15 protein-coding genes and 1 pseudogene are annotated in these 19,536 nt (G+C 50.8%); 7 read left to right on the top strand and 9 right to left on the bottom strand.

Translation table 11 applies throughout. The features are described 5' to 3' along the window. Positions 1-443 precede the first annotated feature (443 nt). Positions 444-1,052 carry a DUF3841 domain-containing protein gene (locus tag ACORNT_RS00760; RefSeq protein WP_321393970.1) on the bottom strand — a complete coding sequence of 203 codons (609 nt, stop codon included), beginning with the start codon at positions 1,050-1,052 and terminating at the stop codon, positions 444-446. A gap of 22 nt (positions 1,053-1,074) precedes the next feature. Next, positions 1,075-1,611, bottom strand: a complete 537-nt coding sequence (locus ACORNT_RS00755; protein WP_321393967.1) for a hypothetical protein — start codon at positions 1,609-1,611, stop codon at positions 1,075-1,077. Positions 1,612-1,864: 253 nt separating this feature from the next. Between ACORNT_RS00755 and ACORNT_RS00750 the strand changes: the two genes are divergently transcribed. Beyond that, entirely contained in the window at positions 1,865-2,977 is a 1,113-nt protein-coding gene (locus ACORNT_RS00750; protein WP_321393964.1) for a Fic family protein, read from the top strand. A 124-nt stretch (positions 2,978-3,101) separates the two neighbouring features. Here the strand turns inward: ACORNT_RS00750 and ACORNT_RS00745 are convergent, their stop codons facing one another. Next, a complete protein-coding gene (locus ACORNT_RS00745; RefSeq protein WP_321393961.1) occupies positions 3,102-4,001 on the bottom strand; it encodes a hypothetical protein in 900 nt (299 codons plus the stop codon). Positions 4,002-4,286: 285 nt separating this feature from the next. Between ACORNT_RS00745 and ACORNT_RS00740 the strand changes: the two genes are divergently transcribed. Beyond that, the gene (locus ACORNT_RS00740) at positions 4,287-5,168 is read left to right on the top strand and encodes a hypothetical protein (RefSeq protein ID WP_321393956.1); all 882 of its coding nucleotides are present in this window, start codon (positions 4,287-4,289) and stop codon (positions 5,166-5,168) included. 441 nt (positions 5,169-5,609) lie between these two features. Here ACORNT_RS00740 and ACORNT_RS00735 read toward each other — a convergent pair. Both ACORNT_RS00735 and ACORNT_RS00730 read right to left on the bottom strand, forming a co-directional pair. Next, positions 5,610-5,939, bottom strand: a pseudogene (locus ACORNT_RS00735) (IS110 family transposase); the annotation flags it as partial. Positions 5,940-6,189: 250 nt separating this feature from the next. Then, the gene (locus tag ACORNT_RS00730; protein ID WP_321393954.1) at positions 6,190-7,134 is read right to left on the bottom strand and encodes a LysR family transcriptional regulator; all 945 of its coding nucleotides are present in this window, start codon (positions 7,132-7,134) and stop codon (positions 6,190-6,192) included. Between the two features lie 183 nt (positions 7,135-7,317). Here ACORNT_RS00730 and ACORNT_RS00725 point away from each other — a divergent pair, with 183 nt between their 5' ends. From ACORNT_RS00725 to ACORNT_RS00715, 3 genes are all read left to right on the top strand, one after another. Then, positions 7,318-8,616, top strand: a complete 1,299-nt coding sequence (locus ACORNT_RS00725) for a D-serine ammonia-lyase (protein ID WP_321393952.1) — start codon at positions 7,318-7,320, stop codon at positions 8,614-8,616. Positions 8,617-8,716: 100 nt separating this feature from the next. After that, positions 8,717-10,825 (top strand): M15 family metallopeptidase, encoded by a 2,109-nt coding sequence (locus ACORNT_RS00720; protein WP_321398044.1) that lies wholly within the window; start codon positions 8,717-8,719, stop codon positions 10,823-10,825. 134 nt (positions 10,826-10,959) lie between these two features. Next, positions 10,960-11,541 (top strand): XRE family transcriptional regulator, encoded by a 582-nt coding sequence (locus tag ACORNT_RS00715; RefSeq protein WP_321393950.1) that lies wholly within the window; start codon positions 10,960-10,962, stop codon positions 11,539-11,541. A gap of 43 nt (positions 11,542-11,584) precedes the next feature. Here ACORNT_RS00715 and ACORNT_RS00710 read toward each other — a convergent pair whose 3' ends face one another. From ACORNT_RS00710 to ACORNT_RS00700, 3 genes are read right to left on the bottom strand one after another with little or no spacing between them, the layout of a single operon-like run. Further along, positions 11,585-11,977: a RidA family protein gene (locus ACORNT_RS00710; RefSeq protein WP_321393948.1), complete on the bottom strand. Its 393-nt coding sequence runs from the start codon at positions 11,975-11,977 to the stop codon at positions 11,585-11,587. Further along, on the bottom strand, positions 11,967-13,100 hold the full coding sequence (locus ACORNT_RS00705) for a hypothetical protein (RefSeq protein WP_321393945.1): 1,134 nt from the start codon (positions 13,098-13,100) through the stop codon (positions 11,967-11,969). Before ACORNT_RS00705 ends, ACORNT_RS00710 begins: the two co-directional genes overlap by 11 nt. Next, on the bottom strand, positions 13,100-14,383 hold the full coding sequence (locus tag ACORNT_RS00700; RefSeq protein WP_321393941.1) for a D-amino acid dehydrogenase: 1,284 nt from the start codon (positions 14,381-14,383) through the stop codon (positions 13,100-13,102). Before ACORNT_RS00700 ends, ACORNT_RS00705 begins: the two co-directional genes overlap by 1 nt. Before the next feature lie 200 nt (positions 14,384-14,583). Between ACORNT_RS00700 and ACORNT_RS00695 the strand changes: the two genes are divergently transcribed. Further along, the gene (locus ACORNT_RS00695) at positions 14,584-16,131 is read left to right on the top strand and encodes an amidohydrolase family protein (RefSeq protein ID WP_321393939.1); all 1,548 of its coding nucleotides are present in this window, start codon (positions 14,584-14,586) and stop codon (positions 16,129-16,131) included. Between the two features lie 50 nt (positions 16,132-16,181). On the opposite strand, the gene ACORNT_RS00690 is transcribed toward ACORNT_RS00695, so the two are convergent. Further along, positions 16,182-16,880 carry a GntR family transcriptional regulator gene (locus ACORNT_RS00690; RefSeq protein WP_321393936.1) on the bottom strand — a complete coding sequence of 233 codons (699 nt, stop codon included), beginning with the start codon at positions 16,878-16,880 and terminating at the stop codon, positions 16,182-16,184. Between the two features lie 218 nt (positions 16,881-17,098). On the opposite strand from ACORNT_RS00690, the gene ACORNT_RS00685 reads away from it, so the two are divergent. Further along, positions 17,099-19,306: a TonB-dependent receptor gene (locus tag ACORNT_RS00685; protein WP_321393933.1), complete on the top strand. Its 2,208-nt coding sequence runs from the start codon at positions 17,099-17,101 to the stop codon at positions 19,304-19,306. The last annotated feature ends 230 nt before the right edge of the window (positions 19,307-19,536 follow it).

Raw genomic sequence — 19,536 nt, 5'->3', positions numbered from 1 at the left:
ATCACTTAATTCTCCTTTTCCCCTTTATCGTCAGGTATTTCCTTCAGCTAGCATAGCGGAAGATCGCTTTCTATATCCGGTGTCCGGTGTCGAAAAATACACTCGGAAGCCATCCGCGAGATCCCTAGAAGGCATACGAGTCCAAGGATGTTGAAAGCTTGCTCAATTCCGGGGATTTGCCTACATTGAGAGTGACTGACAGCCTGACACTATTCGTTTGTCCTGTAAATCGTTTCAAAGAAATGCTCCCCCTTGGTGGTAGTGCACCAATTTTTCACCATTTTAGCATGAATTTTATACCATAGTGGTGGTGCTAGTAAAAGTCCAGAATCCTGTAGGGTTATTCTGCCATAAGCTATTGAATTTACGCTAAATATGACGTTGAGTCGCTTTGTTTTGATTGGCTATTGGAAGCGGCCTCCTGGTTGTTGGCTTTGGCCTGTTTAAGTCCAGGTCTTCGATTGTCTCGATGTGAATTTCGTTACAGATTTCACCTTATCTACCTTGATCTGCCAGAAGCAGGCCTGGATTTCTTTTTCAGGGATCAGTTTCCAGTCTTCATGATCAAGAGCTTGCAGGTCGAAGATCACTTCCCAGCTTTTTTCTTTTTCCCGCTGCAAGATTTCCAGCTTCGCGCGATCCTTACGATGATAGGCGTGGTCCAAGGCTTGGCTAAAGCGCTCATCTTCCTGCTCTTGAAGGGCCAGATGCCAGTCGTTCAAGGGAAAATGCCAGGCTCCGAAGTCAGAGAGCAAGACTTCATGAACTGGCAACTCGCATTCCAGCATTACATAAGGACCGGGCGGTGACCAGTTATGCCGGACGCTGCGCAGGTCTGGCCTTTTCTGTCTCTCATTATTCCATTGATACCAGCCCCATAGAGGTTCGGTATTCTCCAGTGGTGGCGGTCCGATCCGCCGGGTGAGCTGCGCCTTCATCCAGTCATAGGCCTGAGGCCAGCTGTCCGAACAGTGGTGGCGCTTTGCCATGAGCTCACCGTGGCGTTCAAGATATTCCCAGGCTTCCCTGCTTTGTATGGACCAGATACGCATGTAGTTTACTTTGATCTATTTTCTATCGATAACCGGGATCACAAATATCATCATTGAAATAGGTTTTACAGTTTTCCCAATCGAGCCATTCTTCCACAAAAGGAATTTTCAGCCAGTCGGGGTCGCTTTCACTTTCGCCCGCAAAATGCCGGTTATTGTCACGCAGGACTTGCGCCCATTTCTGCATTTCGAAGTAAATTTCCCAGACAAGTTTCTTTCGCGAGATGATAGCATCCACAAAAACGTCGAGGGGGTCGCCGGGTTTTGCGTCATTTTCCGGGATCGGGTCATAAATTAGAAGATGACAGCGTAGCTCATCGATTTTTGTGACCTTGAGAGTATCAATGGCGCCCTCACGGTCCACTTCCATTTCGGCAACGGGTTTTCCCTCGGCCACTTCCTGGAGCCATTTTTCCAGACGACCGATATCCCACATGGTGTCGCTGGTTTCCACAATACGTCCCTGGGTTCCGACCACAAAGACCATGTCGAAATACAGGGTTTTATAGCCGGGAGGCGCGATGCGTACTTCAACAAGTTGGGGATTCGTATGGTGCATTTTGTGGCTTCATCCAAACTTCTATGACGAGCCCACATTATAACGGGCCAATAACGGAGTTAGGAAGTCTTTTGGTCGCAACTCATCCTTCTATAAGAAAGAAAGTCTCACTATATAAGCCGATCTCATATCCGGTTACTATTTTGCCTGAGCCGAATAGGTTGATTATTCGGCTCATAAATTAACTATATTTGAGCCGAATATGTGTTATAATTGGCTCAGAATGAATTGACTGAAAGATTGAAAGATAGGCATGGCGTACATTTGGCAACAGACAGAATGGCCGAATTTTACTTGGGACAATGATGCTGTTGACCAGAATGCCTACATTTATGCGCTGGAAGCAAGCTCGCTTGTGGGAGAGGTAAAGCATCTTTCCGAAGACCAAAAGACGGATGCTCTTGTGGACTTGATGGTGTCGGAAGCTGTGAAAACATCGCAGATTGAAGGGGAAAACTTCGACCGGGAAGATGTGCGCTCTTCCATCCGCAACCAGCTTGGCCTGAATGCCACGCCGGATACGGTTCGCGATCCGAGGGCTCATGGTGTGGCGGCGTTGATGATCTCCGTCCGGGACCATTTTGCCGCGCCGCTATGTGCGGAGATGTTGTGTGCCTGGCAGGATCAGATCATTGTGAACCGTTATCAGCGGGGCAGGCTGGATGTCGGAAAATGGCGAACGAGTGCCGAACCGATGCAGATTGTCTCCGGTGCAATTGGTCACGAGAAAGTTCACTATGAAGCGCCACCTTCGGAACAGGTGCCAAGCGAAATGGCGCGGTTTATTGAATGGTTTAATGGAAGTCATGATCTCAAGGCGGCGGTGCGCGCCGGTGTAGCGCATTTGTATTTTGAATGTATCCACCCGTTTTCAGATGGGAATGGCCGTGTTGGCCGTGCGATATCAGAGGTCGCTCTATCGCAGGAGCTTGGGCATCCTGCTCTTTTGAGTCTTTCGACCACAATCGAAGGGCGGCGAAACGAATATTATGATGCTTTGTCCCGTGCCAGCCAAGGCGGTCTGGACATTACTGAGTGGCTGGTCTGGTTTACCGGGCTAGTGCGGGATTCTCAGAGACAGGCAAAAGGGCAAATCGGTTATGTGTTATCAAAAGCACGTTTCTGGGACATACATGCGGACAAACTCAATGAGCGCCAAACCAAAGTTCTGGCCCGTATGTTCCGCGAAGGACCAGAGGGTTTTAAGGGCGGCATGAGCGCCCAGAAATATACCAAAATTACGCACTGTTCAAAGGCCACGGCGACCCGCGATCTGGCCGAGCTTATGAAAATGGGCGTGTTTCGCAAGTTAGAGGGTGGCGGGCGCAGCACACGGTATGATGTCCAGTTGCCGGGAGCTGGATAGGAAGCTCTTATGAGAGTAGGTCTATATACGCCAAGTATTGCAGTGAGTTGATCGGCCTCTGATCCGACATCGACTGTTTAAAGTCTTTGAAGTCTCAAGTGGGTACGGGATTTGAAGGTGCTAATCAAGCCGGGGGTTCCATTGGAAGCGCACCTCCGCTACCAATCTTTTCTTTCATGTCATTCAAGTAGAGGCTCAGCGCCTCAGGGTCATAGCCATACCGGCTGGGCAGTTGTTGATAGTTGCTAAACGGCAAACCAGATGGCTTCAGGGTTATTCTGATGCCGGAGAGCGGGTGGGGCGTCAACCGTTCAAAAGAAGCAATGTCCGACCAGGGGATTTGATGTGGTTTGCGGAACAGCCGGGAGATAGCCAGGCCATTGCGGTCGATGCGGCAGGAGCGTGTGAAAAAAGCAGTGCCGCCGATAAAAAAACCGGGGGTAACGACGGCGTATCCCCAGATGGGGGCGCCCTGAAAAAGCAGAAACTCGCCAAACAGCACAATTGAAAGACCTAAAAGGAATCTTTTGGACATTGTCCAGTAACGTTCTTCCAGTTCGAGGGGCAACTCTGCTTCATAAAGCCGGTCTATGGGTCGTATGCCGAAATGTTCAGGCCACAGTCTGGCAGAGAGCCTGCCGGACCAGATATAAAGGCAGAGAAGCAGGCAGCAGACCTGAGCCGTGCCGGGAGCGGCGAGAAATCTATCCAGCTTATGAAAACCAGAGAGAAAGCCGGCCCGTTCCAGTTCATCGTCTATCAAGTACATCGGCACCCCAAAGCCAGCCAGGGTGATGATGGTGACAAAAACAATTATGTTCAGTTCATAAAAATGGTTCTCGCTGTATATGGAAATACCTGCGATAAAGGTACCGAGATATAACCACAGCACGGTTTTCATCCGACCGTTGAGGGTCTTGATCAGCAGTGCCCAGGGCAGGCCGTACAGCAGCCAGAAAAGCAGGTAGCGGAATTCCGGCAGGATGGCAAGGCTGTATAGAATTTCCTGGAGATAGGCTGGCATGTTCCCCCTGCTTATATGTCTTCCGTGGGCAATCTAGCATCCCAAGGGGAAGGGCTCAAGCCATCTCATCTCTGCGTCTTCGGGGAATTGTCCCTTCTCCGCTACCAATTTTTTCTTTTTTAGTCGAGGTCATTACCGAAGTTAATAATCTGGTGGGGGACGTTATGCGGCAGGTGAGTTTTACCTTTCGGAAAGAACAGTTCATCGCAATTCCTTTGTCGAATGCCGTGTGATTTTGCACACTTACAGAATGAAAATATAATATCGTCTATGGGGAATTATAAAATGAAGAAGCGTTTTTCAGCGTTTATTATTCCGTTGCTCACTTTTTTGGCTGTGAGTGGCGCAAGTCATGCCCGGGATGAATTACCGGTCCTCGACGGCCCTTATCTCGGGCAGGAACCTCCCGGTTTGACACCTGAAGCATTTGCGCCCGGTATTGTTTCGACAGAACATTGGGAATACAGCGGCGCTTTCACGCCCGACATGAATGAGTTCTACCTCCTGAGGAACGGCGGCAAATACGAAGACGCTACGTTCGTTGTTTTTCAATATAAGGATAATCGGTGGCGCGAGTCTGTTGTCTCAGGCTGGGCCGGTCAGCCATTCGTCTCTCCCGATGGCAGGACCATGCATCTGGGCCGGCGCTATATGGAGCGTACCGGGACCGGATGGTCGGAAGTGAAAAATCTTGAAGCTCCCTTTAAAGATCAACTTATCATGCGGCTTTCGGCGTCGGCCAACGGCGCCTATTATTTTGATACCTACGATAAAGAGAAACCGGACTTTCCCCTTCGTTATTCACGATTGGTCGATGGAAAATATGAACAACCAAAAATGTTGGGCAAGGAAATCAATACAGGCACAAATCTGAACCATCCCTTCATTGCGCCCGATGAATCCTATTTGATCTGGGATGCTGTCCGGGAAGGCGGGCACGGTTCTTCAGACCTTTATATCAGTTTTCGACAGCAGGATGGCACCTGGGGCGCGGCCATTAATCTGGGCGACAAGGTAAACACAAGCGCCTGGGAAGCGTCTGCGAGTGTGACGCCGGATGGTAAATATCTTTTCTTCAACCGGAATATGGGCTCGGATAAATACGAAAATGTAGATATTTTCTGGGTCGACGCCCGGGTTATTGAGGAGCTCCGGCCCAAAGATTAAGCCTGATTAGAAATCACAGTCGCGACATTATTTTTATGACCTTTTCTTGTCTTGAAACCGGATATGAAGTGAAATCCACAATAATTCTTGCGAGCCCCGCTCCGCAACCATGTGTGGACGGCCCTTTAAATGCAAGGGTAAATTTGTTGGATGTTGCGATGTCGTCAGGTGCTTTCATGTGTCCGGCCTGTTGATGCGGTTGATATCCGCTGGCCCTGATGATATCCGCTGGCCCTGATGATTTCCGCAGACCCGGTCTCTAATCAACTTAACGCTCAATTATGAGCCTGGTTGCGGTCGAGGTGTCCGAGCCCTTGATTCCTGCTTTTCGTGATCATCACATCAAATGTCCTTGCAAATAGGTGTTGTGTTCAGTTGTGCGGTTTAAGCGTGTCTTTCTCTTGGGGTGTAGGGTTCTTTCCGGGTCATGATCGCCCAGGCGATCGGTACAAAGCGCATGGTTGGCCGGGTGACCGCTTCACAGATGGCTTCCGCATCGGCTGCGTCATTTTTGCCCCGTTTGACGTAGGGTTTGACATATTGAGGCGGCATCAGCCGGACCTGGTAGCCCAGTTTCTGAAGTTCTCTCGCCCAATGATGAGCACTGGCGCAGGCTTCCATGCCAACCAGACAGGGAGGAAGGTTGACGAAGAAAGGCAGCAGCATATGTCGGCGCACTTGTTTTCGGATGAACACCTTGCCGGTGTCATCAATGCCGTGGATCTGAAAAACCCTCTTTGCGAGGTCAAGGCCGATTGTGGTAATGTTCATGGTGGATGGTCCTCCTGTAATGAAGTTCGAAACAACTCTCACTATGGCACATCAGATGCCACTAACGAGGGCCGTCCACATCATCAATCTAGAGGGTTGGCCCCATTAAGGGGAAGAACGGGCTTTGGGCAAGAATCCGCTACAGTGTGATCAGTTTCTATGCGCTGTTTATGATCTGGTTCTATTATTACTGGAACCTTCTGGGCATAAATTACTATAGCTGACGACAAAGGGTCCGGTAGCGGCCCCTTTATTTTTGCCCGTTTTTCAGAAATGCCTCGAATTCCTGCCGTGATTGCAGCAACTGCTCCTGGAACCATTTTTTGAATTTGCGGTGCGTATTGTTGTCACCGGTATTCTCCAGGCTGATCAGGCGATACCACAAGCCGGACTTCACCGGGCTGCCGGCGCATATTTTCAGATCCCCTCGTTCCAGGTAGTCGAGAATGATTGAAGCTCGCCCCATGGCGATTCCCTGACCTTGCAGGGAGGCCTTGAGGGAAAGTTGGGCCAGGTTGAAGTAAATTTCCTGGCCCGTGACATTGTGCTCCAGGTTTTGATGTTGCAGCCACACTGACCACTCATAGCTATTCGGGGCGCCGTCCCAGGCTTCCGCATCATGGAGCAGCGGAGCATTCCACAAGTTGTGCGATCCGGGCGGGCCAACTGGAACGATTAGTTCTTCAATAACATTCTCACAGATCATTCCAGCATGATAAATCAACGGTTCGTAGCGCAGGGCGATATCAATCTGGTTGCGCAGAAAAAAGTCGCGGGAAGGGGTATTGAACTCAGCCGATATCCTCAGCTTAATCTCCGGATGTTTTGTATAGAAGTCATCCAATCTGGGGATCAGCCAGTCCATCGCCAGGGAAGGCGGGCAACTGATCACCAACTCGTTCCTGGGTTTTCCATCAATCAGTTCGCATACGGTGTTGCAGATTGCGGAAAATCCGTCCTTGCAGCCAGTGTAAAGCATTTCGCCTGCCCTTGTCAGGGCAACTCCCCGGGCCTGGCGATAGAATAACTGTACGCTGAGTTGTTCTTCCAACTGTCGCATGCGCTGGCTGACGGCGGCCTGGGAAACATTAAGCTCCTCTGCAGCATGACTGAAGGAGAGATGGCGACAAACCACATCAAAAAAGAAAAGGTTGCCTATAAGATAGGGGGATATTTTGCCGTTAGGTATAAGCATATCTAATATATCTTATAATATTCTATCGTTTGCAAGTGTAATCCGCCGCCGGTATTGTTTCCGGTGTTCGGATGCACACTGTACCGGATTAATAAATATAATAAAATGTAGATGTCAGGACCTCCTCTGGATGCGGATAAAACTGTCCGCATCCAGAGGGTTTGGCCTCGGGGAAATAAACGAATGAATATCGTCGAGCAGGTGAAAAGATATAAAGAATTCTTTTGGGTTAATCCGCGCCGGGGTTCCGCTGCACCTACCGAAGCGTCTTCCGCTGTTACCCAAGAGGATTTTACAGCGGCTTTTATTCGTTTCAGGGCGATGGCGCCGCTTTTGGAAAAATTATTTCCGGAGCTGAATGTGACAAAAGGTGAAGTCAGGTCAAAGCTCTATCCGGCTGCCAGTCTTCTGGGGGAGCTGATCGACGCAGGTGATGATATGACACGTCTGTTTATCAAGGCGGATCACGACCTGCCTGTCGCAGGTTCCATCAAGGCGCGGGGCGGTATTTTCGAGGTGGTCTCGCATGCCTGGGATCTGGCGCTGCAAGAAGGTTACCTTTTCGAGGGCGATCCGGTGGAAAAGCTGGCCGGTTCCGAAATCAGGGAAAAGTTTGCTTCTCGAGTGATTGCGGTCGGAAGTACCGGAAATCTAGGTCTGAGTGTCGGGATCGTCGGACGTGCGCTTGGCTTCCAGGTGGAAGTCCATATGTCCAGGGACGCCAAGGCCTGGAAAAAACAACGTCTGAGAGAGCATGGTGCGCAGGTCATAGAATATGACAGTGATTTCACCACGGCCGTACACAACGCTGCGGCCCGTGCCGAAAGCCAGTCTCATATATATTTCGTGAACGATGAATATTCGAGGCTCCTTTTTCTCGGTTATAGCGTGGCAGCCTTCGAACTACAGGAACAGCTCCTGTCCCACGGCATCCTCATAGGACCTGACTGTCCGCTCTTTCTTTACCTGCCCTGCGGCATAGGCGGTGCCCCCGGAGGAATCGCCTTTGGGGCCGGTCAATTGTTCGGGGATCATGTGCATCCCTTCTTTGCCGAGCCGGTGGCGGCACCCTCCATGCTTTTGGAAATGCTGAAGGAGCACGACGGCCCTGTTTCTGTTTATGATTATGGTCTGGATAACCGTACTGAGGCGGATGGCCTGGCGGTAGGGACCGCGTCAAAACTGGTGTCCGATCTGATGCGTTCCCGGGTATCCGGAATCTACACGGTTAATGATGAAAATTTAATGCAGGGGCTGTTTCTTCTAAAAAAAACGGAAGACCTGCGGGTGGAACCATCGGCGGCTGCCGGCGTATTTGGACCGGAAAGGCTGTATCATACGGAGGCCGGACGGGAATATCTGAAGCAAAATAATATTGCAAATGCCGTGCATGTCATCTGGACGACTGGTGGTTGCTTCCTGCCGGATAAAGAGTATGAGAGTTTTTATTGTCGCGGTGAAAGGGCATACGCAACGAAGTAAATTGGTGCACAGTCGCAGCACCGCAACAACAAGGGCACCAAAAAGGGGAAATTATATGCGGTTCAGACAGCGAAGCAGGGTCATGGTGTGTCTCGTGGCTATGACGTTTGTGGGAATGGGGCAAGCAAGTGCCGGGCCTGAAAGTTATCCACAAGAGACTTTGGTTGAAGCATTTGCTGATGCCGTAAGATTTGAACAGGCAGCCAAAAAAATACCGCACTTGTCTGCGGTGTTGGTTCGCGGCGGTAGGGTTATCTGGCGGGGTAGTATATCGTCCGGGCCCGACGGGCAGCGCGAAACCGCAGGGCAGGAAGTTTTTCTCCTTGGGACAGCCGGTGACTTGTTGGCAGAGGTTTTGTTTCTCCAAATGGTCGGGCAGGAGGAACGGGATCTGGCCGCCTCGGTAGCGCACTATTTCCCGGAAATAAAGGACTCTAACCTCAACCAACTGCCTGTTACCCTACGGCTTCTTCCGAAGCACCTGGCAGGAGATGCTGTCGGGAAACCGATCCCACCCGCAGTAGCTCCTGTTCTGGGTAGCATACACGAGAGGGTGACTGGTCAATCTCTTGAGGAACTTGTGCATGAAAGGCTGTTCAAATGCCTTGGTATGTCCGGGAGCGGCAGAGTGACCGGGCAACTTCCGGACAGGTTTGTGGAAGGGCACTATACTTCCTACGAAAATGAGGACGTTGTGGTGTCTCGCAAGATGGCTGCTGAGAAGGCATCCCGGACTTTCTATAGTTCCGCCCGGGATCTCGGAGTATTGCTTCAGGCGCTTGCGTCGGAAGACAGGAATTGCCATTTTCCTGATGCGGGAGATCTGCCGGGCCCTGTTTCCTATTCCGGATCCCTCGCGGGCCATTCAGTGGATATCTATCTGAATGCGCCAGCAGGCAACGGAGTGGCTGTTCTGGCCAATCTGCACAAGACGCCGGTGAGTCAGCGTCTCGCAAAATATGCAGAGAGGTTGTTGGCGGCTGCCGAGGAGGGGAAACCGCTACCGCGATACCTTCGAACGGAAGAGATCGCCGCAAAAACCCTGTCCCGTGTTGCGGGCTATTACCAAAACGGGGGAAACAGCCTTATACTACGCTCTCTTTGGGGGAAATTGTTTCTTGAGACGGCTTCAGTGACTTCTGAAGTGCGGCAAAAAGTCGGGAACTGGTATCTGGATGATGCTCGCAATTTTTCAGCGGATGTAGCTATTGATCCAAAAGGTAATTGGGTACGTTTGGGCGAGGTGAGTTATCAACGTTCGGAATGGAAGAAACCAGAACCGGTCTCTTGCGTCTTGGCCGGGCTTGTCGGTGAATATGGAAGCCCGGAGGACTATATCCGGATCTATGAATGGGATGGCAAGCCATATGCGCGTCTGGATTGGGTTCGCTATTTGCCGCTAAAACAACTGGATGAAACGACACTGCGCGTCGGTGAGGGACGTTATTATTCTGGCGAAAAAATGTCTTTTGAGCGGAATGAAACCGGTCGGGTTATTGGAATCTTCTTCCAAGGTAAAACCTACGAGCGCCGCGACTTTGGGGCGGAAATTGAAGCTGATATTCATGCTGGTATCAGGGTAAGCGATAACCTGAAAAAAGGTGCGCTTGCAGCACGACCTCCTCGGGAGGAGAGAAAATTCAGGGCGTCAGAACTCGTTGAGCTCTCCTCGCTTGACCCGCGCCTGAAATTGGACATCAGGTATGCGGGAAGCAATAATTTTCTTGGTGTTCCGGTTTATGATGAAGCGCGCGCTTTTCTCCAGCGTCCGGGGGCTATGGCTCTGAAAAAAGCCCATGACTGGCTCAGAGAGAGAGGGTATGGCCTGTTGATTCATGACGGCTATCGGCCCTGGTTTGCGACAAAGATGTTTTGGGATGCGACGCCGGAAGAGTCTCACATCTATGTGGCTAATCCAGCACATGGCTCCCGCCATAACCGGGGATCGGCTATAGATTTGACGTTATTTGAGTTGAAAACCGGTAAGGTAGTGACCATGCCGGGCCGCTATGATGAATTTTGGGTACGGTCCACGCCAAAATATATTGGTGGTACAGATTTGGAACGTTGGCATAAGGATTTGTTGCGCCAGGCCATGGAGAGCAATGATTTTGAAATTTACCCCTGGGAATGGTGGCATTTTGACCATGTGGAATGGAAAAAGTATTCTATTCAGAACAAAAAGTTCTCAGATATTTCCAGAAATTGACCGGAAAGTCTGAAGTCATTCAATGTGGATTATCACTATTGTAAACTTCTGGTCATATTGTGAATATCCGTTTTATTTCTGAGCCTGTTATGCTAGGTAGGGAGTGCCTGAACTGCAAACGGATTCAATCAGATATGGAAAAGAAAAAGCTGAAGCTTGGAGAAAAAATTCGCAAGTTCCGCCAAGACAGAAATATGAACCTGACCAGGCTCAGCGAATTGACTTCAATCGCCCAGTCTACTCTTTCCAAAATTGAAAACGACGTGATCTCCCCGGGGTTTGATAAAGTTGTCAGTATCTGCAGGGGGCTGGAAATTGATATCAGCGATCTCCTGAGTGAAAAGGAAGGGGCGACGAGCAGCCAACCAATGGCGCGCATGACCGTTACCCGAAAGGGAGACGGCGAGACGGTTTCCTCTGATACCTACACCAGCCGTTATCTTTGCAACATGATTTCAAAGAAAGGCATGATCCCCATGATCGTGGACGTTAACATCCGCGACGGGGAAGAAACAGAAAGCCAGATGATCCGTCATGCCGGCGAAGATTATATTTATGTGCTTGAAGGGACGGTCAAGGTTTTGCTGGAGCATTATGCGCCGGTGGTCCTGGATACGGGCGACAGCATGTATTTTGACAGTGCCATGGGACATCTGCTGGTCGCTGTCGGCAAGAAACCCGCCAGGGTGCTTGGGGTTACGCTGTCAGCGGAGTAGGTTTTGCACATTGTGCAAAACCTACTGATTTTTATTATTCTTTTTATTTTTCTGATGCTTGGGCGATTGCTTCAATCTCTACCAGGGCGCCCGGAACCATAAGTTCGGAGCAAACGGTGGACCTGACCGGTGGATGGGCGCCGAAGGCCTCGGCATAGATGGCGTTAAAGCGCGGAAAATCCTCCTTGCGGACCAGCCAGATCGTTGTCTTGAAGACGTTCTCCAGGGAAGCGCCGGCACTTTCCAGTACCTGCTTTATGTTCGCGATACACTGGCGGGTCTGGGCCTCAATATCATCTTCCGAGAATCCCCCTTCCGGCCGCATGGGTAACACGCCGGAAAGATAGATATAGTCTCCCACACGAACAGCAGGGGACAGGGGGACTTTGGTTCCGTCCGTCAGGACAGGCGGATTCCCCAGGCGTTCAATCGTCATTTTTAATCTTCTCCAATTGTTGAGTTACAGGAAAGTCGTTTTCCGAAAACAGAAAAATCTTGTAAGCGCCGACCGTCATGATCGGAACTATATAGGCGGCCAGAAAACCCCAGGTCAGAAGGCCATAACCTTGTGCAATCAGATCGATTATACCTACCTTTGCGGCCAGGAAGACCGCTGCGCCACTGACTGCAAGAGCGATAACCGGACGCAGGTTTTGGGGCATTTTTTTGTTCTGCTCTTGCAGTGTGTGATCGATGCGCTCATTCAGCATGTGAATGAGGGCGGTACCGGTTTGGATGAAGGTGCCAAAAATAACGATCTGAAAGACCAGGCTGAACCAGGGGACATCAAGTTTGCCCAGAATGTGGGTCAGTGGAACGGCGGTGGAGTTGATATCCGGATAAAAAGCCACCATAACGATAAACAGAAACACGGCCGGGAGTATGGCCAGTGGTCCACCGAGGAGCCCGGCTCCGAACGCCTGTTTCCGGTTTTCCAGATGTCCCAGCGCAAATAAAACGGCGGGAATGGCGGCGATGTTGTAGGTGGCATATTTAAAACCGTTTTCAAACCAGTTTCCCGGTGGCGGTGCAGCGCTGAAGTTGGCGAAGATCTCCTCGTGAAAGGCGGTGGCACCCCAGATGATCAGGACGCTATAGGCAATGTAAAGCACGAAGGCCCAACCGGCCATAAGCTTCTCGATAATGGTACTTTTCTGGAACGAGAGCCAGGCGATTGCCGCCATTAGCCCGACAATCCCGAACAGTTCCGGGAGGCCGAGGCTTTGAGACACGATATTACCGGCAGCTGATCCCAGCACCGACAGGATCAGAAAGGCCAGCAGGAAAAAGGGGATTTCATACAGGAACCAGAAACGACCGAGAAGGTGACGAAAAAAGGCCCGATAGTCCAGAGCTCCGGTCATTCGTGCCAGTTCGAATGTGAGTAGAAGGATTAGGCTCCACAAGACAGTTGTTACCACAAGGCCGAGTAAGCCACCGAGGGGACCGTTGGTCAGGAAAAACTCCACCAGTTCCCGACCTGTGGCGTAGCCGCCGCCGATCACAACCGACTGGAAGACCAGCCCGGGCAGCATAAATTGATAGAAGATCTGGCGCATTATATAATTTTCCTTCTGTTTTTGTGCCGGTCGGGGGAGTAGGGGGAAAGATCGATCTCTGTTTCCCGGCCAGTGATCATGTCCGACAGCAGCCGGGCGCTTCCGGCAGCCATAGTCCATCCCAATGGGCCGTGGCCTGCATTGATGTAGACATTTTCCATGGACCCGAGCTTTCCGATCAGGGGTAGGCCATCTGCAGACATTGGCCGGAAGCCGCACCAGGCTTCTCCCTTATCACGATGTACGCGGTCGTCGAGGTGGGGATAAACAGTGGCTAAAATGTCTCTTAAATTCTCGATCCTCGCGTTGGACAGCGTTTGATCAAATCCGGCGAATTCTGCGGTGCCGGCAACGCGAATCCTGTCGCCCAGGGGGGTAATCGCAGCGTGCAGGCCGTCATCTACAACCGGCAGCTTCGGAACGATGTTCTTGCCTTCGACGGGCAGAGTCAGGGAATACCCTTTAACCGGTTGTATGGGGAGCCTGGTTCCAAGCTGTCGGGCGAGCTGTCCACCAAAGGTTCCGGTAGCCAGGATGACGCCGTCCGGAGTGTGGTCTTCCTTGTTTGTTATCACTTTCAGGAGTTGGTGGTTTGACGTCACCAGAGAGTTAACCGTGCAGTTGAAGATATATTTGACGCCCAGACGCCGGGTTTCCTCCATCAGCGCCTGGCAGAACATGAAGGCATCGCCACTTTCATCGTCGGGAAAGAAAAATCCACCGGCCAGTCTGCCTGCACCGATTGCCAGCGCCGGTTCCCGGCTGATGACTTGCTCTCTGGACAGCTTTTGGAAACGAAGTCCCCGCTCTGAAACCTGTTCCAGAAGCACGCTCTTTCTTGTCATGAGCTCGGGGTCCGAGTAGAGCTTGAGAGTCCCTCGGGTGGAAGAATCATATTGGATACCCGTCTCTGCTCTGATCGAGTGCATTATTTGAACGGAGTATTGGGCCAGAATGAAGTTATTGAACGTAGTGTTCAGATAAGTTTTCGGATTGGAGTTGGCCAGAAACTTCATCCCCCAGCCGATCATGCCGGGCAGGGCCTTCGGGCGGATCAACAGGGGGCTATCCTCCTGTCCGATGGTCGTTAGCATTTCTTTCCAACAGCCCGGTGCATTCCAGGGATCGGACATGCTGGGCGTCAAAATTCCCCCGTTCGCGAAGCTGGTTTCCTGCCCAGACGTTTCCCGACGTTCGAGCACTGTGACATCATGTCCGGCTTTGGACAGAAAATATGCGGTGGTCACGCCTTGTAAACCGGCGCCAATTATGACGACTTTCATTTTGGGCCTATCCAGAAGTGTCTTGCAAATATTAATTTAGGGATATATATATTCAAAACGTAAAAAATATTATTATAAGAATATATTTCCGAATTAAACATGCGTCAAGTACATTTCAATCCACGAGGAAGTTCGTTGCAGGGTATATTGCGCCTGCGCGATCCTGAGGCTGTTATGAATGGGCGGAAAGGACCTTTACAATGAAACGAATTTACCACTTAGTTTTATATGCTGTTCTCCTGGTGGGGGGTAACACGCTTTCCGCGACGGCGGGGCAGGAGTACGACATTGCCATTATTGGCGGCCGGGTAGTTGATCCTGCCTCCGGGCTGGATGCAGTCCGGAACGTGGGCATCAGGGGGAACCGGATCGTCGCGGTTACCAAAAAGAAGATTAACGCCAAAAAGGTGATCGACGCCAGCGAGCGGGTGGTCAGTCCTGGCTTCATCGACTTTCACGCTCATGGCCAGAGCATACTCGCGGGTCGAATCCAGGCGCTGGACGGAGTTACGACTGCCCTTGAGCTGGAAAAGGGGGTTCTGCCGGTTGGCGCTTTTTATGATCAACTGGCCAAGGAAGGCCGGCCCATCAACTATGGCGCCTCTGTCAACTGGGCAGCTGCGCGCATGGCGGTTCTGTTGAACCTCACGCCGCAGGCTGACCAGAATTGGGTTACAGAGAGTTTTTCCAAACCCAACTGGCAATCCCATCTGGCTACGAAAGAGGAACTTGAAAAAATTTCACAGCTGATCCGGCGAGGCATGGATGAAGGCGGTATCGGTATTGGCTTCCTTACCGGATATGCACCCAAAAGCGGTTTCAAGGAATATTATATCGTCACCGAACTGGCGGCAGAATATAACCTGCCTACCTTTACCCATGCCCGTTATCTCTCCATGATCGAACCGCAGAGCTCCTTTGAAGGTATGGCAGAAATCATATCTGCGGCCGCCGGTACAGGTGCGCATACCCACATTGTTCACCTTAATTCCATCAGCTTGCGTGACATTGATGATATTGGTGCCATGATCAGGGGGGCACAGGAGAAGGGTCTCAACATCACAACCGAAGCCTATCCCTACGGAGCAGGTTCCACATTGATCGGCGCCGCTATGTTTAGAGGAGAGCATTGGCATGAGCGTACTGGCGGCCTGGCTGCACATAACTTTGATGTCAACGGCGAGAGGTTAAGCGAGGAAGAATTCGCCCGGCTGCAGAAGCAAGAGCCACTCACCCCGACAGTCATCCATTTCCTTGAGGAAAGTGACCCTGTGCAGCGGGCGTTTCTGGATAAATCTGTTTTGTTTCCCGGAGGTGTCATAGCGTCTGATGCGGTAGCTTGGTACCTGGATGGCAAGGAATTGCCGCAGGATACATGGCCGCTACCGGAGAATGCCTGGAGTCATCCGCGTAGTGCCGGAACCTATTCAAGGTTCCTGCGACAGTATCTGCGGGAGAAAAAAGCCGTGACATTGCTTGAGGCGATTGAACGGGTCAGTTACGGACCGGCGAGAATACTGGAGGACGAGATCCCCCAGATGAAGAAAAAGGGCCGCCTGCAGCCGGGAGCCGATGCGGATGTCGTGATCTTCGATCCCGAAACGGTTACCGACAACGCCACCTATAAGCATCCGGCCCGGCCATCAACCGGTTTCGATTATGTAATCGTGAATGGTGTCGTTCTTGTAGAGCAGGGCAAACTGGATACCTCAGTTCTGCCAGGTCAACCTGTCCGCAACACTCCATAAATATAATATGAAGTAGTGAAAAAAATCAGGGACGGCAATTCGTTGCCGTCTCAGATTTTAAGATCTTGGGAATAAAACTGTTCCTGGGAAAAGATGCTGTTCAGGATCCGGTCCTCTGTCTGGGTCAGAATATCATGCATCATCTGGCGGGTGCGGCCCGGCTCGTCATTTTTCATGATCGAAATGGTCATTTCCATCTGTTCCTGAGAATAGAAAAAAGACTTGTTGATCTTGATATAAAGCCAGTAGATGCGCATGGCGGTATCCTCGAGCTGTTCTATCCAGTCACTCATCAGGGGATACCCGGTCTTTTCCACAGCCAGAAGATTGAGCCGTTTGTTGGCTTTAAGCACCTTGAGAGCGATTTCATCATCCTCGATCGGGAGCATTTCTTCGATATCCTCGGCAAGACGGGAAAGGGCGTTAAAATCGACTTTTGGGGCGGCCAGGGCAAAGGCCTCGGGCAGCAGGATTTTACGCAGCATGAAATTTTGCTTGATTTCCATGAGGGTCAGGGGTGCCACTTGGGTAACTCGGGGGGAGACGGAAATCAGGAAATGTTTTGCCGTCAGTTGCTCAATAAGGTTGCGGGAGATCGATCGGCTGATACCGAATAGGTCTGCAAAGATATTTTCTGAAACTTTCTGACTTGGTGCCAGTTTCTGGGTGACTATGGCGTCCATAATCTGGTGATAGGCTTCATGGGAATCATCCCATCCTTCCGCATTCCTGCTGAGATCCTTGTTCATAATTTCCCTTTTTTCTCTCACCGATTTCTACTGAATTATTAACTGTTTAACGGCCTTTTATCAAGCCTTTATGGCTGCGTTATGTAAATTATAAAGCGGATATATATAAAAATAAGGTTTACAAAAAAAATAAAAAATAATAATAAGGCAGTCTTAATAATTTATATATCGAAATAAAGCGGTTAAAATAAATTTCAATAAAAGTGGAGGTATCAGTGATGCGATATTTTAATAAAACAACAATACTGGCCGGTGTTGCGTCCGTATTGACGTTGCCGGTTCTGGCAGAGGCCCAGGGGGCTGAAACTGCCGATGACGGTATGGTGTTTGAAGAAATTATTGTTACGGCAAGTCGTCGTGCACAGACCTTGCAGGATGTGCCGGCAGCGGTTTCAGCCGTCACACCCGATGATTTCAAATTCAAAGGCCTGAAGCAGATTTCCGATGTGCTGGAATATACACCCGGTGTCAGCTTTGCCCAGACAACAGGGCGTGTAGGCTATGGTTCCATTTCCGCACGTGGTATTCCGCAGTCCTCAGCTACGCCGGTATTCGGGATCTATGTCGATGATACGCCGCTGTCTTCCAACACAAACTTTGCCTCTGGTGGCACTATTTTGTTTGATGGCCTGCTGCTCGATATTGAACGGCTTGAGATAATCAAAGGGCCGCAGGGGACTTTGTACGGCGCCACATCAGTGGGCGGCATGATGCGTTATATCTCCCGCGATCCCGCCCTGGAAGAGCTGCGGGTATCTGCCGGTGCAGACATTTCGGCCGTAAGGCACGGCGAAGTCGGGCAGACTTATAACGGACGTGTCAGTGTTCCGCTGATCAAGGACAAGCTGGGTATTACCCTGTCCGGCTTTTATCAGGACGTGCCGGGTTATGTGGATTTTGTAAACCCTGCGACCGGTGACGTGATCGAAGAAGATGTTGATGGCGGTGAAGTCAAAGGATATGCGGCGGATGTTCTGTTTGTTCCCAGTGACCGGTTCAAGCTGCGCATGAAGTACATCAAACAGATGGGTGATTTCCATGCGGGAAGCGGCGTTCTCCTGGCCAATCTGGAATCTGATGCAGGTGCTTTCGGGGACTATGCGAATATCAATCTGCCTGGCGACCAGTCGTTTGATTATGAAATTGTTTCCGGCAGCCTTGAATATGATCTGGGCTGGGCGACCCTGACCTCTACCAGCAGCTATGTTGAATATGATCTGATGGACATTACAGATCAGACCGCCGCTTATGGTCCTGTCATTGATTTCCTGACAGGCCAGGCGCCAGGCACAACAACAGACGTGAAAGTAAATATTGCCTTCGGTTCGGAAAAATTTGTTCAGGAGGTTCGCCTGACTTCAGAACGGATGGGTGATTTTGAATGGATCGCCGGCCTTTATTATGCTGAAGAGGATACTACCAGCATCCAGCTTGCAACTTCGAATCCGCCTTTCGATCTGCTGTATGCGAACTTCCCGTCCAGTTACAAGGAATATGCGGCGTTTGCTGACGTGACCTATTACTTCAGTGACAAGTTCGATGTGACGGCCGGTGGCCGCATCAGCAAAAACGATATCTTCCTGAACTTTGAAACTTCGGGTTTGTTCATCGGTACGGCAAGCACCACGACTCCAACAGTGAAGGATACGGTGGATACCTATTTGTTCTCTGCACGCTATCGTCCGTCAGATAACCTGTCCCTTTATAGCAGGATTGCCAGCGGGTACCGCCCGGCACAAAGCAATATCCCGGTCGTGGGGGCAAATACACCGGAAGTATTGGCGGCAGACAATGCCTGGAGTTATGAGATCGGCGCCAAGGGCAAGTCATCAGACGGTACGCTGAAATATGATTTTGCGCTCTGGATGATTGACTGGTCGAACTTTCAGGCTCCTCTCATTGTTGATGGTGTGAAAACCGCGGGAAATGCCACGGATGGCATTAGTGCGCACGGTTTTGAGCTGTCCGCCTCGGTTACTCCGATTGATGAGTTCAGTCTGACGGCCAACCTCGCTTATTCCAGAAGCAAGCTCAACTCCGATGAGCCCGGTTTTGGCGGTGTAAAGGGTGAGCAAATCCCCAAACTGCCGAAATGGTCCGGCTCCGTTCAGTGGGCGTACCACTTTGATCTGGCTCAGGATTGGTTTGCAAGCCTTGGCGGTGGCGTACGCTATACCGGCAGTTTCATGTCGTCCTACACCAACTCCATTGGGGTAGCGCCGGTGAAAGTCGACAGTAGGGTCATCACTGATTTGAATTTGACCGCCGGAAACGAGGAAGTGACCTTGAACTTCTACGTCACCAACCTGTTCGACAAACGCGCCTTGGTGGCCCGCGGTGACAATATTATTTCCGGTACTGTTATCCCCGGCGGAATCTTTGAGCGCCCCCGGACCGTTGGTGTGAGCGCCAAGGTGGACTTTTAGGCTCCCCATACGGTTCCCCGGAATGAAAAGTTCATGTTCTTCCGGGGAACCGTCATTTCTTCGAAAAAATAAGTTCGCGTCACAAAAATGCAGCCAGGTAAGAACATGCAGAAGTTGAAACAAATAGAAATCAGACCCCCCTATCTTGTGTTTGTAGGGGAGGAAGCCAATCCGGTGATGGCTAAAACCGGACGTGGTCTTATTGAATGGCGGCCAGAACTTTGCCGAGG

This window comes from Emcibacter sp., from assembly GCF_963675455.1.
Lineage (GTDB): Bacteria > Pseudomonadota > Alphaproteobacteria > Sphingomonadales > Emcibacteraceae > Emcibacter.
The sequence above is the reverse complement of the archived record's forward strand: the minus strand, read 5'-3'. Positions and strand labels throughout refer to the sequence as shown.

Excerpts from the sequence above, each read along its gene's own strand:
- ACORNT_RS00745 (WP_321393961.1), bottom strand. The coding sequence starts at position 4,001 with ATGCCAGCCTATCTCCAGGAAATTCTATACAGCCTTGCCATCCTGCCG.
- ACORNT_RS00705 (WP_321393945.1), bottom strand. The coding sequence starts at position 13,100 with ATGCGCCAGATCTTCTATCAATTTATGCTGCCCGGGCTGGTCTTCCAG.
- ACORNT_RS00755 (WP_321393967.1), bottom strand. The coding sequence starts at position 1,611 with ATGCACCATACGAATCCCCAACTTGTTGAAGTACGCATCGCGCCTCCC.
- ACORNT_RS00750 (WP_321393964.1), top strand. The coding sequence starts at position 1,865 with ATGGCGTACATTTGGCAACAGACAGAATGGCCGAATTTTACTTGGGAC.
- ACORNT_RS00695 (WP_321393939.1), top strand. The coding sequence starts at position 14,584 with ATGAAACGAATTTACCACTTAGTTTTATATGCTGTTCTCCTGGTGGGG.
- ACORNT_RS00720 (WP_321398044.1), top strand. The coding sequence starts at position 8,717 with ATGACGTTTGTGGGAATGGGGCAAGCAAGTGCCGGGCCTGAAAGTTAT.
- ACORNT_RS00740 (WP_321393956.1), top strand. The coding sequence starts at position 4,287 with ATGAAGAAGCGTTTTTCAGCGTTTATTATTCCGTTGCTCACTTTTTTG.
- ACORNT_RS00690 (WP_321393936.1), bottom strand. The coding sequence starts at position 16,880 with ATGAACAAGGATCTCAGCAGGAATGCGGAAGGATGGGATGATTCCCAT.
- ACORNT_RS00710 (WP_321393948.1), bottom strand. The coding sequence starts at position 11,977 with ATGACGATTGAACGCCTGGGGAATCCGCCTGTCCTGACGGACGGAACC.
- ACORNT_RS00725 (WP_321393952.1), top strand. The coding sequence starts at position 7,318 with ATGAATATCGTCGAGCAGGTGAAAAGATATAAAGAATTCTTTTGGGTT.
- ACORNT_RS00685 (WP_321393933.1), top strand. The coding sequence starts at position 17,099 with ATGCGATATTTTAATAAAACAACAATACTGGCCGGTGTTGCGTCCGTA.
- ACORNT_RS00715 (WP_321393950.1), top strand. The coding sequence starts at position 10,960 with ATGGAAAAGAAAAAGCTGAAGCTTGGAGAAAAAATTCGCAAGTTCCGC.
- ACORNT_RS00700 (WP_321393941.1), bottom strand. The coding sequence starts at position 14,383 with ATGAAAGTCGTCATAATTGGCGCCGGTTTACAAGGCGTGACCACCGCA.
- ACORNT_RS00760 (WP_321393970.1), bottom strand. The coding sequence starts at position 1,052 with ATGCGTATCTGGTCCATACAAAGCAGGGAAGCCTGGGAATATCTTGAA.
- ACORNT_RS00730 (WP_321393954.1), bottom strand. The coding sequence starts at position 7,134 with ATGCTTATACCTAACGGCAAAATATCCCCCTATCTTATAGGCAACCTT.